The sequence below is a fragment of the Methylomonas fluvii genome, assembly GCF_014850975.1.
Lineage (GTDB): Bacteria > Pseudomonadota > Gammaproteobacteria > Methylococcales > Methylomonadaceae > Methylomonas > Methylomonas fluvii.
In genome coordinates this window covers 1,858,134-1,877,816 of sequence record NZ_JACXST010000001.1, presented here as the reverse complement: position 1 = coordinate 1,877,816, position 19,683 = coordinate 1,858,134, and the positions used below count along the sequence as shown (strand labels likewise).

Sequence of the window (19,683 nt, the reverse complement as noted above, 5' to 3'; positions counted from 1 at the left end):
TTAATTGAACATAAGCTTTTCCATCTCAGTCGCGGCTTTTAACGCTTGCTCGACAGTGTCTGCCAACTGATCGGCGTTGAGTTGCAAAATATCCCAAATGTCTGCAGATACGCTCTCCTCGATTGCGTCCATGTGCCCGGATATATATTTTTCTGCACAAGCCCGCACCAGATGCAGCAGTGCGGTTTCCTTGCGCTGCTCCGGGGCAAGGTCAGGGGTGGGCTGATAATGCACAATATCTTGAAAATGCACCGGTAAACGCCATTGCGCCATCAGCTTGGCACCGATCTCGCCATAATGCATACCCAGCAGTTTTTGTTCAGCGATATGCAGCAATTCCTGGCTATGCTGGGACAGTTCCATCGCGCGCATCGCCAGATCAGGGTGCTTTGCGTACAGCACCAGATGCCCTATTTCATATAACAATCCAATCACAAACAAGCGTTCGCTCTTAGGGATTTTTAGCTGGATTGCCAACAGCCGGGTCAGCACCGCCGAAAACAGGCTGAACCGCCAAAATGTTTTCAGCGGCATGATGTCATTGGGTAATTTCAAGGAGCCGATAGCCGAGGTAGCCAAAACCAAGTCATGTAACTGCCCTATGCCCAGCATATTGACTGCGCGACTCAAGCTGTCGATCTTTCCCGGAAAACCAAAAAAAGCGCTGTTGGCGACTCTCAACACGGCTACGCTTAAGTTGGAATCGCTGGCAACGACTTCAACAAAATGCTCTATGTCCGAATTAGGATCGTCTATTAAATTTCTAACTTTTTGATATACCTCGGGTAAAGAAACCAAACCTTTGATTTCTTGCAAGGTGTGTTCGATCAAATCTGCTTGCGAATCGATCTTGACAGGATCAAGCAAGGGCGTCCCTCCAAATTAGACAGTGTTTAAATCAAGCGGAAGTATAGAACGGAAACCGGAGCTTTAGTAAGGAAACTACCGGTATTCCGTTCGGGCTGAGGTCGCCGAAACCCAAGTTGGTTTACTCTTCGAGGGGTGATCGGTATTTAAGGGCGGGGTTAATAAAAGCCACAAGCCCTCCATTTTTTCCATCCACCCTCCGACACTTAACCACTACACATTTTGAGCACGCTTATCTGTGTTCTATTACGAATTATTTGTTGTAGTCACAGAATAATTAGAGCGAAATCGCTAAACTCTGGCACCATCAATGGAATGAGGTGCCATCAGCGTTCCATGCTCTTCGATCAAACTGCAAATTCCAACGCCCATGAATTCAAAGTCGCATCTCAAGCACTACCACTCGAAACCGATTCTGGAAGAGTTGGAGTCTCGACAGCTGTTTTCCGGCGGCATCGAGGGGCTTTTGACCGAACAGGTCATGGACCCCAACGCGACCTACGTCAACGCGACACCGCCCGCCGACACTCAGCAGCCCCCCGCTCAAGCTAGCGCGAGCGAAACCACCCGCAATGAAATCGTGTTTGTGGACACCAGCGTCCAGGGCTATGAATCGCTATTAAACGACATCAAAAGCAGCGACGTCTCCGACCACAATCTGGAAATCATTACGCTGGACAGCAGCACCGACGGCATTCAACAAATCTCACAGGTTCTGGCCGAACGCGACAATCTGGATGCGGTACACATCATTTCCCACGGCAGCGACGGCAGCCTGGATTTGGGCAACAGCCAGCTCAACTTCGATACGCTAATTCAAAACCAGACCGACATCAGCGCCTGGGGGGATTCATTCAACACCAACGGCGATATGCTGATTTACGGCTGCAATGTCGCTGAAACGCAGTTCGGCCAGAGTTTTGTCGAGTATTTATCCGGCATCACCAATACCGAAGTCGCGGCGTCGGAAGATACCACCGGCAGTGCGGATTTGGGAGGGGACTGGCAACTTGAATACCAAACCGGCGACGTCGAGACCGAAGTTGTAGTCAGCGCCGCCGGTCAAAGCGAATGGACTGGCTTGATGGCAGTTACTGCCAATGGCACAGTGACATCTACGAATAGCACCAGCACCAGCCAGCTGACATGGTCGCATACCGTGAATGCCGGCATCGACCGGGTGCTATTCGTCGAGATTGCCATTGATGACGGCAACGCTGGCGTCAACAGCGTTAAATACGGTACCGCCGATCTCACCCGCGTCGGACGCACCGCAGCCAATCACGCCGTCGAAATCTGGGCATTGCTCAACCCCACAGAGGGAACCGATAACGTCGTTATATCATTTACCGGAAATACAGAAGCCGCTGCGGGTGCATCGACCTTTAACGGTGTTAACCAGTCGACGCCCTACGGCACTTACGCTGGCAACACCGGCACTACCGGTTTGTTGGGAGGATCAGGCGCGGTGAATGTCGCCAGTGCGACTGGCGATTTGGTTATCGACGTGCAGTATTGGAAAGCTATTTCAGCGGATACAACGGGTACCGGGCAAACTTCGCAATGGACTAGCTCTTCCCTGTTGTCTACGGCAAAGGCAGGCTCTTCCGTGGAGGAAGGCGCGAGCTCAGTAACGATGAGCGGTTCAGCGTTACTTGCTGCCGATTGGTCGATAGGTGCGGTATCTGTCAAAGCAAGTATAAACAGCACTCCAGTGAATACAGTACCCACAGCACAAACGACGAATGAGGACACCGCCAAAGTGTTCTCATCGGCCAATGGCAATGCGATAACGATAGCCGATGCAAATGCCGGCGGCTCAAACAACCAAATTACCCTGACAATCACCAACGGCATGCTGACCTTGGCTGGCACCACCGGCTTGACCTTTGTAGCCGGCGACGGCACCGCCGACAGCACCATGACGCTTCGTGGCACGGCCAGCGCCATCAACACGGCGCTCAATGGCCTAAACTTCACGCCCACTGCCGAATACAGCGGCGGCGCAACCCTGACAGTAGCCACCAAAGACTCGGTACTGTTGAGTTTGGATATCGATACCGGGCTTTTGGGACGTTACGCTTTCGAGAACACCAGCACTCTGGGTACCGATAGCAGTCAGGCGGCAGGCTATACGGCCTCGGTCGTCAACGGTACGGCAGTCAGTGACGCTACCCGAGGCAATGTGTTGAGTTTGGCTGGCGACGGTTATGTTCAAACTACCGGGCTTTATGGCCAGCCATCCAGTGTAACCCTGGCGGCCTGGGTAAACTTGACGACTGCCGACACCGGAGGCGCGGAAGTCATTTCGCTGGGTGACAACGTGATACTGCGCCTGGATACCGGCGGCAAAATCAAAGGCAGTTATGTCGATAGCGGGACGTACAGATTTACCGAGGCGACCACGACCTTGGCAGGGACCGGCTGGCACCATGTCGCATACACCATCGACAGCGCAGCCCATACCCAAACGGTTTATATCGACGGCGTTGCCGTGGCCTCTACCGCTTACACCACATCCATTGCTTACAGCCTGGCAACCAACAGTTTTATAGGCAAGCACGGAAACGGTGATACTACCTACGATTTCAATGGCAAGATCGACGAAGCACGGATTTATAACCGCGCTTTGACTGGGGTGGAAGTCTCCGCACTAGCCGGGGACCTGACATTAACAGACACCGATACGGTGGCTATCACGGTAACGGCAGTCAACGATGCGCCGCTCATTTCCGCCATCGAAGCCACGACTCTGGCTTACACCGAGAACGGTGCTGCGACAGCGATTAGCTCAAGCTTGGTACTTGCCGATGTCGATAGCGCCAATCTGAGCAGTGCGACGGTGCAAATCAGCGCTAATTATTCCTTCGGCCAGGACGTGTTGGCTTTTACCAACCAAAACGGCATCACCGGCAGTTGGAACGCCAGTACCGGCGTGTTGACACTGACCGGCAATGCCAGTGTTGCCAATTATCAAACCGCATTGCGCAGTGTCACTTACGTCAATACCGCCGACAATCCCAGTACAGCAGAGCGCACAATATCAATTACTGTCAACGACGGGGCTGTCGATAGTAACAGCGTAACGCGCACTATCTCGGTGGATTCCGTAAACGACGCCCCCAGTTTTTCTGTTGGCACCGGCCGCAATTACTCCGTGATGAGCGGCATGCAATTTGGCAATGCGGTCACCCAGCAAGCCGATGGTAAATACATCTTGGTGGGTTGGAGCGATGGCGCCGGAACCCGAGACTTTGCTGTGGCCCGCTATAACACCGACGGCACGCTTGATACCAGTTTTGGCGGCGGAAACGGTTACGTGATTACAGCCATTGGCAGTGGAGCGGAAGAAGCTCAGGATGTAAAAGTGCTGGCCAACGGCAAGATTTTGGTGGTCGGTTATGCCGAAAATGGCTTTGGCTATGATGTGGCCCTGGTGCAATACAATGCTGATGGCACACTGGATACCAGTTTCGGCAACGGCACCGGCAAAGCGGTATCCGGTTTATCTGGATCGGATGATGGCTACAGCTTTGCAGTGCAAAGCGATGGCAAAATTCTGGTAGCCGGCAGTTATTCAAACAATTTTATGCTCATGCGCTTTAACAGCAATGGCGTTATTGATACCAGCTTTGGTTCATCGGGGGTGATCAATACCGATTTTAGCGGTGGTAACGACGTTGCGCGCAGCATGGTGTTACAGTCGGATGGCAAAATTGTCGTGGCTGGTCAAGCCTTTAACAGCACCACATACGCTGACTTTGCCGTCGCCCGGTACAACAGTGATGGCTCGTTGGATACCAGCTTCAATGGCACAGGCAAAGTCACGGTTGATCTAGGTACCAATAGTACGGATCAGAGCTATAGCGTTGCCCTGCAATCGGACGGAAAAATACTGCTTAGCGGATTTACTGATGCAGCCGGTACTAGCGACAATGCCTTGGTACGTTTAAACGCTAACGGTAGCCTGGATACCAGTTTTGGCGGCACCGGCAAAGTCATAGTTGGAATTGGTAGCGGCAGTGACTTTGCGCAGGATGTCAAAATCCAGGGTGACGGCAAGTTACTCACCAGCGGCTACACCAGCGGTTCCAGTAATGATTTCAGCGTTGTCCGCTATAACAGCGACGGCACTTTGGACACCACTTTTGGCGGTACCGGGAAAGTCACTACCAATTTTACTGCCACAACCGATGACCGCGGAAATCGTCTGTTCTTGCAGGGTGATGGCAAAATAGTAGTTGCCGGATGCACGACGCAGAGCGGCACTTATGATCTTGCGATAGCTCGCTATAACAGCGATGGTTCGCTGGATACCACCTTTAATCCAACCAGCAATACCCTCGGCAGCACTGTCAGTTACACCGAAAACGCGACGGGTGTGGTTCTTGATAGCGATGTACAGATTTTCGACAGCGAATTATCGTCTAGTAGTTTTAATGGCTTGACGCTGACCATTGCTCGAAATGGCGGCGCGAACAGTCAGGATGTTTTCGGTGTGACTGGTAGCCTTGGCCCTCTGACCGAAGGCGGCAATCTGATTGTCGCGACTAACATTATCGGTACGGTCACCACAAACAGCAACGGCACATTATTGTTGACGTTCAACAGCAATGCCACCAACACCCTAGCCAATTCGGCTATCCGGCAAATTACCTACCGCAACACCAGCGACGCCCCGCCTGCCAGCGTGCAACTAAACTGGACCTTAAACGACGCCAACACCGGTGCCCAAGGTAGCGGCGGCGCTTTAACAGGCAGCGGCACGACAACGGTCAACATCACGGCTGTCAATGATGCGCCGGTGGTTTCCGCCATCGAAGCTACTGCACTGGCCTATACCGAAAACGGTGCCGCTACAGCCATCACCTCAACATTAACCCTTGAGGATCTCGACAACACCAACCTGACCGGCGCCACGGTGCAGATTACCGGCAACTACACCAGCGGGCAGGACGTGCTGGCGTTCACCGATCAAAACGGCATCACCGGCAGTTGGAATGCGAGCACCGGCACGCTGACCTTATCCGGTACGGCCACCGTTTCCCAATACCAAACCGCGCTGCGTTCGGTTACCTATCAAAACACCAGCGATGCGCCGTCCACCGCTAGCCGTACCGTGAGCTTCAGCGTAACCGACGGCACGACGGCCAGCAACGTAGGGATTCGGAGCATCACAGTCACCGCCCTCAACGACGCCCCGGTCAACAGTCTGCCCGCCAACAGTTATACCGCCGTCAATACCAACAAAACCTTTTCCAGCGGCAATGGCAATGCCCTACAAATTGCCGATGTCGATGCAGCCTCCAGCAGTGTGCAAGTGACGCTAAGCATCAGCCACGGTACGTTGACTCTGGCCGGTACCACGGGTCTGACCTTGGTCAGCGGCGCCAATGGCAGCGGCAGCATGACCTATTCCGGCACAGTGGCGGCTATCAACACCGCGCTGAATAATGGCCTGACCTTTACGCCCGATAACAATTACCGTGGCTTGGCGCAATTGACCCTGACCACCAGCGATCAAGGCAATACCGGTTCCGGTGGCACTTTAACCGATACCGACATCCTGGATGTGCATGTCGGCGCTATCGTTGTCACCAACACCTCGGACACCATCAGCGCCTCGGCTGATACCAGTTCGATCAACGCATTGATCGCCAGCGACGGTGGCGACGGTATCTCGCTGCGGGAGGCGATTGCCGCCGCCAACAATACCGCCGGCACGGATTATATTTATTTCGGTATCAGCGGTTCGTCGGTGCATAGCATCAATCTGACGGCACCCTTGACGATTACCAGTCAAGTCGTGCTGGATGCGACCAGCGACGACAGCTTCAGCGCCAACGGCAGTAGACCAGCAATTGTCTTGAACGGCGCCGGTAGCGTGCAGGATGGCATACAGCTCTACGGCGGCAGCGATGGCAGCACTATCCGCGGCCTGGTGATTCAAAACTTTACCGGCGATGGTATTGATATTGCCGGCAGTAACGGCCATACCATCGCGGGCAACTGGATCGGTCTTAACGCCACCGGCAGTGGTGCGGCGGGTAACGCCTTGGGTATCAATCTCTGGAATTCCAGCAACAACCTGATCGGCGGTAGCACGGCCGCCGACCGCAACGTCATATCGGGTAACAGCGGAGATGGTATCTTGATCGCCACCAACAATGGTACCAGTACCGGTAACCTGATATAGGGCAATTACATTGGTACGAATGCCGATGGCTCCGCCGCTATCGGCAATACGGGGCAAGGCATCTGGATCAATGCCGCCGGCAATATCGTGGGTGGCACGTCGGCTGGGCAGGGCAACGTTGTCAGCGGTACAACGAACTGGGCTGGAATCACTCTATCGACCCAGGCTAGCGGAACCCTGATCGCCGGTAACCTCATCGGCACGAACGCTGCCGGCACGGCAGCGCTGGGCAATACCGGTCCCGGCATAGCGATCGAAAGCGCCAACAACACCATCGGTGGCACCACGATCGAGGCGCGGAACATAATCTCCGGTAATCTGAACCGTGGCATTCTGCTGACCGGTGCCGGCGCAACCGGCAACGTGGTAATCGGCAATTACATCGGTACCGACATCACCGGTACGCAGGATCTTGATGGCTCCGTCCCCGACAGTGCGCGTAGCGGCGTAGTGATGCAATCGGGAGCAAGCAACAATCGTATCGGCACCAACGCCGACGGCGTAAATGACGTGGCTGAGCGCAACGTCATTTCCGGCAATAACTGGTTCGGTGTTGAATTCCTCGGAGCCGGCACAAGCGGTAACGTCGTGCAGGGCAATTATATCGGTACTGATTCCACCGGTCTGGTGGCGCTCGGCAATGCTCAAGGTGGGGTGTCTTTCTGGAACGGTGCCTCGGACAACTGGCTCGGCAGTGGTTTAGCGGGCGCTGGTAACGTTATTTCAGGCAACGCCACTGGTGTCCAACTGGGTAATGGGGTCAGCGACAATCGGGTGCAGAGCAATCTGATAGGCCTGGGTGCCGACGGTAGCACGGTTGTCGGTAATACCGGTGTCGGCGTCCTGGTGTTCGGCGGAGGTACAGCAGCAGCGGTCAACGCCAATTTGATCGGTACTGACGCCGACGGCGTGAATGATGCCAACGAGGGCAATGTCATCTCTAGCAATTTCCGCGGCATCGCTCTACTCAATGACGTGGTCAGCGGAACGCGTATCGCCGGCAACCTGATCGGTGCCGACGCCACTGGTACGCTGGATCGCGGCAACATCAGCGATGGTATCTATATTCTTGATGGTGCCAACGGCACGCTGGTCGGTGGCTTACAGACCCAGCAAGCCAACTTGATTGCGTTCAATGGGCGAAACGGAATCCGTGTGGAAAATAACAGCAGCACGGCTAATCTGTTCTTGGGCAACTCGATCCACTCCAATGCGGCCCTGGGCATCAATCTGGTCGGCGGTAACGAGGATGTCTCCGGCGCCACCGCGAACGACGCGGGCGATGTCGATAGCGGCCCGAACAGTCTGTTGAACACGATGTTGTTAACCCGGGCGGTCGTGAATGGCACGAATCTGACCTTTAGCGGCAGCTATAACGGCGCGGCTAACAGCTATTACCGCATCGAAGTGTATTCGGATACCACGGCCAGTGGCGAGGGTCGGACCTTTCTGAATGCGATGAACATGGCGGTCGGCAGTTCAGGCAGCGCCAGCATGTCATTTAATTTTTCCGATGCCCGCTTGGAGACTGGCCAGTACATTACCGTCACTGCGACCCGCACCGATGCCAGTTACTCGACGTTTTACGAAACCTCGGAATTTTCCAATACTGTTGTCACGGCAACACCGGATAGCGCGCCGGTCGGTCAAGACCGCACCATCACGGTTACCGAGGATACGACTTATACCTTTAGCACCGCCGATTTCCCATTCACCGACGCCGATGGCAACAATCTCAGCCAAGTCTGGATTGAATCGCTGCCCGGCGCTGGCACCCTGTATTTAAACGGCGTTGCCGTACAGGAAATGGATGCGATCAGCGCTGCCGAAATTCAAGCCGGAAAATTCACCTACACACCGGCTGCCAATGGCACAGCCGCAACCAGCTTTTTATTTAGTATCATCGATAGCGGCAGTAGCTACGGCGGCGGACTAACCTTGGATACTACGGCCAATACGCTGACCATCAATATCACGGCCGTCAACGACGCGCCGGTATTCAGCAACCTGAATGACTCGCCTACCTTCATCGAAAACGGTTCGGCGGTGGCGCTTGACGCCGACGTGTCAATTTTTGACGCCGAATTGTCCGGCACCGACAATTTCAACGGTTCAACTTTGACCCTGGCTCGTCACGGCGGCGCCAATTCTGAAGACGCCTTGGCTTTCGACGGCATTACCGTCACCGTCAGCGGCCCCAACGTTTACGTTGGCGGCGTGCAGGTCGGCACCTATAGCTTCAGCGGCGGGCAAATGGAGATCACGTTTGGCGCCAACGCCACCAATGCCCGGGTCAACACGTTGATGCGTAACACCGTCTACTGGAACTGGAGCGAAACCCCGCCCGCCAGCGTGCAGATCGACTGGACCTTCAGCGATGTCAACAACGGCGCTCAAGGCAGCGGCGCAGCGCTGACGACAACCGGCAGCACCACGGTAAACATCACCGGCGTGAACGATGCGCCAATCATCAATGTCGTTAGCGCTAGAACCACCGATGAAGACATAGTAAAGCGTTTTTCGGCTTGGATTGGTAACGCCATCACGATCTCTGATGTTGATGCCGGTTCTTCAAATCTGGAGATGACGATTTCCGCTATCAACGGCACCGTCACTTTAGGAGGGTTGGTCGGATTGACATTTTCCGTTGGTGATGGCTCGGCGGATACCACAATGACGTTCCGTGGCACCCTCGCGGCGATTAACACCGCTTTGGATAACATCGACTACATGCCAGACGTCAACTACAGTGGGCCGGGCGGTATGCAATTTACCCTCAATGATTTGGGCAATACCGGAACCGGCGGCAATTTGGTGGCAACGGCGACTCAGGTAATTACAGTCAATCCGGTCAACGATGCGCCGACTGCGACGATTACCCCAGCCAGCTACAGCGCTACCGAACAAACCAGCCTGACCTTGCACGGCACAGGCTTGAGTATCGCGGATGTCGATACGGGCAGCTCAAGTGTGCAAGCGACAGTGTCGGTAGTATCCGGCACTTTGACAGCCAGTGCGGGTACAACGGGAGTTACCGTTTCCGGCTCCGGCACCGGTTCAATCACGTTGACGGGTAGCGTAAGCCAAATCAACACTCTGCTGGCCGGTAGCTCCAGCGGTTCGTTGAGCTATACCATCAACTCAGATACGCCGCCCGCCACCGATACCTTAACGCTGTCCGTTAACGACCAGGGCAACACTGGCTCGGGCGCTGCGCTGAGCGGCTTTGACGTGGCCACTATCAGCATTACTGCGGTCAACGATGCACCGATCAATACCGTTTACGGCGACGGTAGCAGCGTACCGGAAGACTCCGTGATCCAAATGCTTGGTTCGGTGGTGATAGCAGACGCCGACAGCGGTTCGGGAACCGTTACCACCACCTTGTCGGTCAGCGCAGGAGCAGGGGTTCTTTCGGCGGCATCGGCTAACGGCGTCTCGATCAGCGGTAGCGGCACCGACACCTTGGTATTGACCGGCGATGTCACCTCAATCAACGCCTATTTTGCGTCCGCGGCTACCGCGCCAGTGTTTACAGCCACGGCCGACTATAACGGCGCGGTTTCATTCACCGTGGTGACCACGGACAACGGCAACTCTGGCAGCGGCGGAGCCTTGTCGGATAGCGATACCATCAGCGGTTCGATCTCGGCCGTCGCAGACATCGCCGACGACAGCGTGACCACCAATGAAGATACGCCGGTAACATTCGCTCCGTTGGCTAACGATTCCTTTGAGAATTCAGGCCGGTCTATTTCGGCGATAGACGGTACCAGCATCAGCAGCGGTCAAACAGTCGCCAGCACCGGCGGCAACGTCACGTTGAATGCCAACGGCACGTTAACTTTTACGCCGACCGCCAACAGTAATGGTGCCACCAGTTTTAGTTATACCGTGACGTCCGGCGGCGCCACCGAGACCGCGACAGTCGCGGTAACCGTCAATGCCGTTAACGATGCGCCGGTGCTGAGTTTTGCAACCGGTAGCGTCAGTTATCCGGAAAACGCCGGCGCCGTGATATTGGCACCTTATGCAACCGTAACCGATGCCGACTTAACAAATTTTGATGGCGGCCAATTGGTGGTTTCGTTTAGCGCCAACGGCCAAGCGGAAGATCGTTTGGCAATCCGTAACCAAGGCACGACCAGTGGACAAATCGGCGTGTCGGGTAACACTGTCACTTACGGTGGGGTCGTCATCGGCAGCTTCACCGGCGGTACCGACGGTACAACGCCTTTGGTTATCAGCTTCAACAGCAATGCCAACGCGGCTGCTGTGCAAGCCTTGGGCCGTAACATTACTTATCAAAATGTCTCGGACGCCCCTTCAAGTTTGGTGCGTACCTTGCAGGGTTATCTGACTGATGGCGATGGCGGGACTAGCAATGTGGTCTCAGGCTCACTCAGCATCACCGCCAGCAATGACGCCCCGGTTGTGACCAGCGCTAGCCTGACCTTGAGCGAGGGCCAAACCGTCACCCTTTCCGCCGCCAACTTCGGCGTCAGCGATCCCGACAATACCAGTTTCACCTACACAGTCGGCAGCGTCAGCGGCGGGTACTTCCAATTGAGCAGCGGAGCGGGTAACTCGATCCCGCAATTCACTTGTGCCGATTTGAATAGCGGTCTGGTGCAATTTGTCGATGATGGCAACGAAGTTGCGCCAAGTTTTAATGTTACCGTCAATGACGGTGCGTTGAATTCCAACACGTTGGCCGCGACGATCAATTATTCGCCCGTCAACGACAACGCCCCGGTGATCAGCTCCGCCAACACCGCCAGCGTCAATGAGAACAGTCCGATCAGCAGCGTGGTCTACACCGCCACCAGCAGCGATGCCGACGGCAACAGTGTGACCTGGAGCCTGAGCGGCACCGATGCCGCCTTGTTTAGCATCGACCCCACCACGGGCAAAGCCACCCTCAACGCCGCTGCCGATTACGAAAGCAAAACCAATTACAGTTTCAACGTCGTAGCCAACGATGGCACCTTCAACAGCAGCCAGGCCGTGACCTTGTCGGTCACCAATGTCGACGACAACCCGGTCGTCGGACCGACCGACGCTGACAGTGCGGTCAATACGGTTGCCGAGGACGCCGCCAATGGCACCGTGGTCGGCATCACGACACTGGTGACCGACGCCGATGCCGGGGCTACCATCAGCTACAGCCTCAGCGACGATGCCGGTGGCCGCTTTGCCATCGACAGCAGCACCGGGGTGGTCACGGTCGCAGACGGCAGTTTGCTGGATTACGAAACCGCTACCAGCCACAGCATTACAGTGTTGGCGACCAGTTCCGACGGCTCGACCAATAGCCAAAGCTTCACGATCAATATAACCAACCTCAATGACAACGCCCCTGTGCTCAGCACACCCAATTTGACCCTGAGCGAAGGCCAGACGGTGACATTGAACACTGCCGATTTTGTGGTCAGCGATGCGGACAGTAGCGATTTCACTTTTACCATCAGCGCGCTGACAGGGGGTTACTTTCAATTAATAACCGCACCCGGAATTGCTATCACTAGCTTCACCGGCGCGCAACTTGCCGCCAATCAAGTGCAATTTGTCGACGACGCCAACGAGGCTCCGCCAAGCTTCAACGCTACAGCCAGCGATGGCAGGCTTAATTCCAATACGCTGGCCGCGACTATCAACTACAGCGCGCTTAACGATGTGCCAGTCCTGACCAGTGCCAGCCTAATGCTGGATGAAGGCGAGACCGTCACCCTTTCGGCTGCCAACTTCGGTGTCACGGACCCCGACAACGCCAGCTTCACCTATGCGCTCAGCAGTGTAAGTGGGGGGTATTTCCAACTCACCACCAATCCCGGTGTCAGCGTCACTAGTTTCAACAGCACTCAGCTGGCCGCCGGCCAGTTGCAGTTCGTCGATGACGGCAATGAAGTGGCGCCGAGCTTTGAGGTCACGGTCAGTGACGGGGCGATGGAGTCCAACACCGTGACAGCTACGATCAACTACACGGCTATCAATGATGCACCGGTCATCAACAATCCGGGCTTGACGGTAAGCGAGGGGAAAACGGTCACGCTTAGCGCGGCCAATTTTGGGGTAACCGATCCGGATAGTGACAGTTTTAATTACACGGTCGGCGATGTAACGGGTGGGTATTTTCAATTGGCATCCAGTGCAGGATTACCGGTCACTGGCTTTACTAGCGCCCAGTTAGCAGCCAACCAAGTGCAATTCATCGACGATGGCAACAGTCAAACGGCGCCGAGTTTTAGCCTCACCGCCAACGACGGACTAGCGGGCTCCACCACAATGGCCGCCACCATTAACTATGTTGCATCTACCGATACTACGGATACTTTTAGTGACATCATCATTTATAACCAAAAAAATGGTTTGAATGATAAAAATCAGGGAGGCGACGTTCAAACGCATATCTCAACAAGTCACCACGTTTCCACCGATCAATTTGCGGTCATTGTTGATTTAAACCCCCATGCCGATCAGTTAGCCCGTGAATCACGTCCAGATAACCAGGCCACAGGCAATCAATTTATCTTAGAATCCACCGCATGGATTAATGATGGAAATAGCCCTCGGTTATCCGGACTGATAGACACTAATAAAAACGAAGCACAACGCAGCAGCGAAAATAGCCGAAAATACCACTTTCAGTCCAGAACTCCATCGGTCGATGAATACAGGATTGATAGCCAGACTACTCTAAGCGAACAAGAAGAAATGGAATTTTGGGATAGATTGGAAAACATTCGCAAGCAAATGAGCGATCCATCGGTCGTGGCAGACGCCAATCCGGTAAATATTAAAATCATTCTGGGGACCAGCGCCGGCCTCACTGCCGGATTTGTCAGCTGGATCTTGCGGGCTGGGTCGCTAATGGCCAGCTTTATGTCCACGGTGCCCTTACTGAAACGCTTTGATCCATTACCTATAATGAGGTCAGTCAAAAAATCAAAGCTGGCAAACGACAATGAAGCTAATGAGTTTGACTCAGTATCCTCCGACTCTGAAGACACCCCGTGATTATCAGAAACTATTTGCTTGAGTTTCGGTTAATCATTCCGCCATCGCATCATTTAAGATCATGGACACCCTAAAAAAGACGGCTGGAGTTTTATTGCCGGCAATGCGCATCAGCCTGGCTTTGGTACTGCTGAATATCTGCCTGCTGTTTACGGCAGAAATGTTGGGATTCATGCCGGATAAATCCAAGTTTATGTTGGAGTCGCGCAAACAAGTCAGCGAAGCACTAGCCATTCAATTTTCCACCATCGCCCCCGATCAAGAGCCACGCCGCATTGAGCGAATGCTCAATGCTTTGATCAAGAGAAGCCCGGACATTCTTTCCGCCGGAATCCGCTTGCAAAACAACCAATTAATTTTTCAAGTCAACGATCACGTTAAGGAATGGGCCGATTACGATAGTCAAAAATCCACGTCCACGCATTTGGTGGTGCCTATTTTCCGCGACTCGGAAAAATGGGGGGATATTGAATTTAAATTCGCGCCAATAGCCGGCGAATCCGCCTCGGATTTTTTTGAGCACCCCAGTTTTAAAATGGCGATATTCTTTTTTATCGTCGGATTTTTTATTTACCTGGCGTTCATGCTCAGAACCTTGAAAGCACTCGACCCCAGTGCAGTGATCCCCGACCGGGTCAACGCAGCTTTCGATACGCTGGCCGAGGGCGTCATCATCATTGATGAGCACGAGCAAATTGTCTTGGCCAACAATGCCTTTCTGAAAAAAATCGCCAGCCCTATGACCGCTTTGCTCGGGAAAAAGGCCTCGCAATTAAAATGGAAAAGCGCTGACGATTCGACTGCCGCCACCTACCTGCCCTGGCAAACTGTTTTAAAAACCGGCAAAAGTTCGATTGGCGCACATCTAAAACTGACTAGTCCTGACAGTGACACATTTAAATTCGTGATCAATGCATCGCCCATTCTTGCCGGCAACGATACCCCTCAAGGCGTGTTGATCACGCTAGATGACATCACCGAAATAGAAGAACGCAATACCAAATTGCAAACCATGGTCAGCAAGTTGGAAGAAAGCCAAGCGCAGGTTAAAGAGCAAAACAAGGAATTGCACTTTCTCGCCACCCGAGATTCTCTGACTGGCTGTTTAAATCGGCGGGCATTTAACGAACTGTTTGAAAAAGCGTTTGCCGATGCCCTGCAAAACAATTTGGAGCTATCCTGCATTATGGTCGACATCGACCATTTCAAACTGGTTAACGATAATTACGGCCATGCCACCGGTGATGTCATCATCAAATTGCTCGCCGAAATCTTAACCACCAACACCCGCAAAATTGATTTGGTTGGCCGCTACGGTGGCGAAGAGTTTTGCATCGTGCTACCGGGTTTAAGCGTAGACGAAGCCATTACGGTGGCAGAGCGTATTCGCTTGCGTATCAAATCCGAATCGGTCGCCCGTTACGAAACCGGACCCTGGGTCACCGCCAGTTTGGGGGTCGCCAGCATCCTAGACCAACCGGAGGACCCGAGCGAACTGAATAACTTTGCCGATGAAGCGTTATATGTTGCCAAGGAATCGGGGCGGAACCGCGTCGTGCGCTGGCAACTGCAAAACGAATTTGCGGAAAAAGTTAAACCCGACCCACAGCCGACCGAAAAAAATCTACCTGCACCTCAAACAGAAGTGGCTAAGGACGACAGTAAAGTCTCAAAATTGCAGATGAGAGTTGATGAACTTGAACAAATAGCCTCGCAAATCTCTACAGAGCTGGATTATTCCAAACACTACGACCCACTTACCGGCTTGCCCAATCAGGTTTTATTTTACGACCGGGTCAATCAGGTTATTGAGAGAGGCCATCGATATAGCCATTTGGCTGCGATATTTGTGGTCGATATCGGTATGTTCGGCATGATTAACGCAACCCTAGGCCGGGCGGTCGGCGACAAGATTTTGAAAGACATTGCCGACCGATTGAATCTCACTTTCAGAAAAAGCGACGACATCTCACGTTTGACGCTTTCCCGAATCGGCGGCGACGTGTTTGCAGTGTTAATTCCGGAATTGTCGAATAAGGACGTGGTTACCTGGATGGTGGAGCGTCTGATGGATGCTTTAGCCGTCCCAGCCGAGATTGATGGCAACAGTATCTATATCACCGGCCACATCGGCATCAGCGTGTATCCGGGCGATGCGAATTCGGTTGATGACCTAATCAACAATGCCATCACGGCCAAAACATTCTGTAAAAAGACATCATCTGAAACCAGCTTCCAGTTTTTTGACAACCAGATGCAGGAACTCTCCATCAAACATCTGCACTTGGATAAAGAATTGCGTAGGGCCATTCAAAACCAAGAGTGGGAATTGTTTTACCAACCCAAAATGGACATCGCCACCCAAGCTGTCGTGGGAGTGGAGGCCTTGATTCGGTGGCGACATCCCAGCAAAGGACTACTTGCACCGTTTGAATTTATCGATTTTGCCGAACAACGAGGCCTAATTGTGGCGATGGGTGAATGGGTCATCAGAACGGCCTGCCAGCAACTCAAACAGTGGGAAGAGATGGGCTTTATGAATCGCAAAATTGCCGTGAATTTATCGGCTGTGCAATTGAAACAAGACGATTTTGTTGAAAAAGTCCTCGCAATCATCGCGGAATACCAGATCGCTCCAAGGCAACTGGAATTAGAAGTGACGGAAACCACGTTGATGAATAATTTCCAGGCGGCATTGACGGCCTTAAAACGGCTTAGCAGCCGGGGTATTGCAATATCCATTGATGATTTCGGCACTGGCTATTCCTCTTTGAGCTACCTAAAAAACCTACCGGTAAACAGCCTAAAGATCGATAGATCGTTCATCATCGATATTTGCCAAGACGAGAACGATCAAAAAATCGTCAAGATGTTGATCAACATCGCCCATTCCATGAACATGACAGTGATCGCCGAAGGCGTAGAAACCCAAAGCCAATTCCATATTTTGGCTGAATACGGCTGCGACGAAATTCAAGGTTATTTGCTCAGCAAACCCGTTCCTGCTGAAGAGATAGTAAAAATGTTTAGCAAAGGAACAGGAAAAAACCTAACACTGTTGGCGCCGGGAGAAATTTGATCACCCGTACCGGTTGAAATTTGACTAGGGGATGGAGCCGGTTTTTTGAGTGGCCGGCCGCGGATAAGTGTAACGGAAACGGATAATGGGAAGGAAGTTTCATTATCCATTTCCATGGATTATTTAGACGTTATTCTCCGCTGACATGTCCTCATTCGATGGATTTTTACTACCGCCGCGCTTAGCGTTCTCCCGAGCCTGTATTCTTACCTTGGCTTGCTCGGTGCTGTGCCGAAAGCGGTAGGACTCATTGCCGGTTTCGATGATATGACAATGGTGAGTCAACCTGTCCAGCAACGCCGTGGTCATCTTGGCATCGCCGAACACGCTGGACCATTCGGCAAAGGTTAGATTGGTGGTAATGACCACACTGGTGCGCTCGTACAGTTTCGACAGCAGGTGAAACAACAAGGCGCCGCCGACCTGAGAGAACGGCAGATAGCCCAGTTCATCCAGAATGACTAAGTCCACTTGCATCAGTCTGTACGCCAACTTGCCCTGATTGCCGGTCGCTTTTTCTCGTTCAAGCTGGGTGACCAAATCAATCGTCGAGTAAAATCGTACTCGCTTGCCGTAGTCGGTAATGGCTTTGACACCGAGAGCCGTAAGGTCAGGCCCTGAGCCTCACCCCACCGAGCACCCGTAGCAAGACAGACCAACGCAACAAGGTAAGCATCTGAATCGCTTTTTTCGAGGTATGAGAAGAGCTTTTTTATCTGGTCAGTAGATAAAAAAACGGTCTTTGGCTCAGAAGAGCGGATTTGCTTAATAGCAGAAAAGTGATTTTTCCCATCGTATTGACCAGAACGAATCAGATCATTAAAAACAGCTTTGAACGTCTGAAGCTCACGATTAAGAGTTGCTGGCTTTGTACCTTCAGTTATGCGAGTAGACCGATATTCGATGAAAACAACCAGCTTAAAAACAGTCATCACAGGATTACCCATTTTTGCACTAGCTTGAATCATACGCTGATAACTATCTTGGCCGGAGTTTAGAAGCTGGCCCGTTGATTATACGGTAATCCCCCCATTTTGAGCAGAGTCTAAAAGTAGAGGTTAAGCGGCGAGTGCCGACTTTTATTTTGGAGTGATGCCGCCAATAGCCATGTTGGGCCGTTCATGAGTTATAACTAAATCTGGAGTACAGCCGGACTTGAAGAAAGGTGGCGCCCTCTGCTGAAATGAGATTGTCGAGATCGAATACCAGCAAAATGAGAGACGCCATGAGTAAAGATAATGCAAAAGAGTGGGATAGCGCTAGTGCGCTCAACGACCCTTTGACAGATTTGTTGAAGATGGGCGCTAAGGCCTTGATCCAACAGGCCGTTGAGGCGGAGTTACAAGCGTTTCTGGGCGAATATGCCAAGGTGACCGATTTACGGGGCCGACAAACGGTGGTGCGTAATGGCTATTTGCCGGAGCGGGAAATCGTGACGGGTGTGGGTAACGTGACGGTCAAAATCCCCAAGGTTCGAGATCGTTCTGGCGGCGGGGTCAAGTTCAACTCGTCGCTAGTGCCGCCGTATGTTCGCAAGGCCAAGCGGGTGGAAGCGGCATTGCCCTGGCTGTATTTGCGCGGTATATCGACGGGTGACATGCAGGACGCCTTGTCGGTCCTGCTGGGCACAGAGGCGAAAGGCTTGTCGCCAGCGGTGGTCAGTCGTTTGAAAGCGCAATGGGCCGAGGATTATCAAGCCTAGCATCGGCGGGATTTGTCGAATCAGCGCTATGTGTATGTGTGGGCCGACGGTATTTATTCGACCCTGCGCGGCGAAGATGACCGCTTGTGTCTGTTGGTGATCATTGGTGTCAATGAGCACGGTGAAAAGCGGCTTTTGGCGCTCTCGGATGGCTATCGAGAATCCAAGGCATCCTGGCTGAGCGTGTTGCAAGATTTGCAGACTCGCGGTTTACAGGACGCGCCGAAACTGGCCACCGGCGATGGGGCTCTGGGTTTCTGGGCGGCGGTGAATGAAACCTGGCCGCAGACACGGACGCAACGCTGCTGGGTGCATAAAACGGCGAATGTGCTGGCTGCATTACCGGATTCGATTCAGGCTAAAGCCAAGGCTGGCTTGAAAAATATCTGGCTGGCAGAAACCAAAGACCATGCCAGCAAAGCCTTTGACAGCTTCCGGCGTGACTTTGAGGCCAAATACCCCAAAGCGGTCAATATTCTGGAAAAAGACCGTGAATCGTTACTGGCGTTTTACGATTTTCCCGCTGAACACTGGGTACACATCCGCACCACCAATCCGATCGAATCGAGCTTTGCGACCATTCGCCATCGGACAACGCGGACCAAGAACTGCGTGTCACGGCATTCGCTGCTAGGCCTAGTGTTCCAGTTGGCACTGACCGCCGAAAAAAGTTGGCGCAAGATACGCGGATTTAAACAACTACCGGATGTGATCAACGGCATTCGATTTCAGGATGGCATTGCTGTCATTACTGAGTCGGATAAAGCCGCAGAAAATCAGCAGATCGCCGCCTGATTCAATTTGCCTATACACCAGATTTGA

4 protein-coding genes and 3 pseudogenes are annotated in these 19,683 nt (G+C 53.1%); 4 read left to right on the top strand and 3 right to left on the bottom strand.

Annotated features, from left to right (window positions below; genetic code table 11):
• Window positions 1-867, bottom strand: a complete 867-nt coding sequence (locus EBB_RS08825) for an HDOD domain-containing protein (RefSeq protein WP_192393359.1) — start codon at window positions 865-867, stop codon at window positions 1-3.
• Between the two features lie 370 nt (window positions 868-1,237).
• On the opposite strand from EBB_RS08825, the gene EBB_RS08820 reads away from it, so the two are divergent.
• The 3 genes from EBB_RS08820 to EBB_RS08810 all read left to right on the top strand — a co-directional run bounded on the left by EBB_RS08820 (window position 1,238) and on the right by EBB_RS08810 (window position 17,159).
• Window positions 1,238-7,063, top strand: coding sequence for a DUF4347 domain-containing protein (locus tag EBB_RS08820; RefSeq protein ID WP_192393358.1), 5,826 nt, complete (start codon window positions 1,238-1,240; stop codon window positions 7,061-7,063).
• 87 nt (window positions 7,064-7,150) lie between these two features.
• Window positions 7,151-14,080 (top strand): cadherin-like domain-containing protein, encoded by a 6,930-nt coding sequence (locus EBB_RS26435; RefSeq protein WP_192393357.1) that lies wholly within the window; start codon window positions 7,151-7,153, stop codon window positions 14,078-14,080.
• 61 nt (window positions 14,081-14,141) lie between these two features.
• Entirely contained in the window at window positions 14,142-17,159 is a 3,018-nt protein-coding gene (locus EBB_RS08810; protein ID WP_192393356.1) for an EAL domain-containing protein, read from the top strand.
• Between the two features lie 123 nt (window positions 17,160-17,282).
• Here the strand turns inward: EBB_RS08810 and EBB_RS08805 are convergent.
• Together EBB_RS08805 and EBB_RS26845 are read right to left on the bottom strand one after the other, a co-directional pair.
• Window positions 17,283-17,765 (bottom strand): annotated as a pseudogene (locus EBB_RS08805) (ATP-binding protein); the annotation flags it as partial.
• A gap of 161 nt (window positions 17,766-17,926) precedes the next feature.
• A pseudogene (locus EBB_RS26845) lies at window positions 17,927-18,157 on the bottom strand (phage integrase); the annotation flags it as partial.
• 227 nt (window positions 18,158-18,384) lie between these two features.
• Between EBB_RS26845 and EBB_RS08800 the strand changes: the two are divergent.
• Window positions 18,385-19,656: pseudogene (locus EBB_RS08800) on the top strand (IS256 family transposase).
• Window positions 19,657-19,683: the final 27 nt, after the last annotated feature.

Coding starts and splice junctions, on each gene's coding strand:
- EBB_RS08820 (WP_192393358.1), top strand. CDS start 1,238: ATGAATTCAAAGTCGCATCTCAAGCACTACCACTCGAAACCGATTCTG.
- EBB_RS08810 (WP_192393356.1), top strand. CDS start 14,142: ATGGACACCCTAAAAAAGACGGCTGGAGTTTTATTGCCGGCAATGCGC.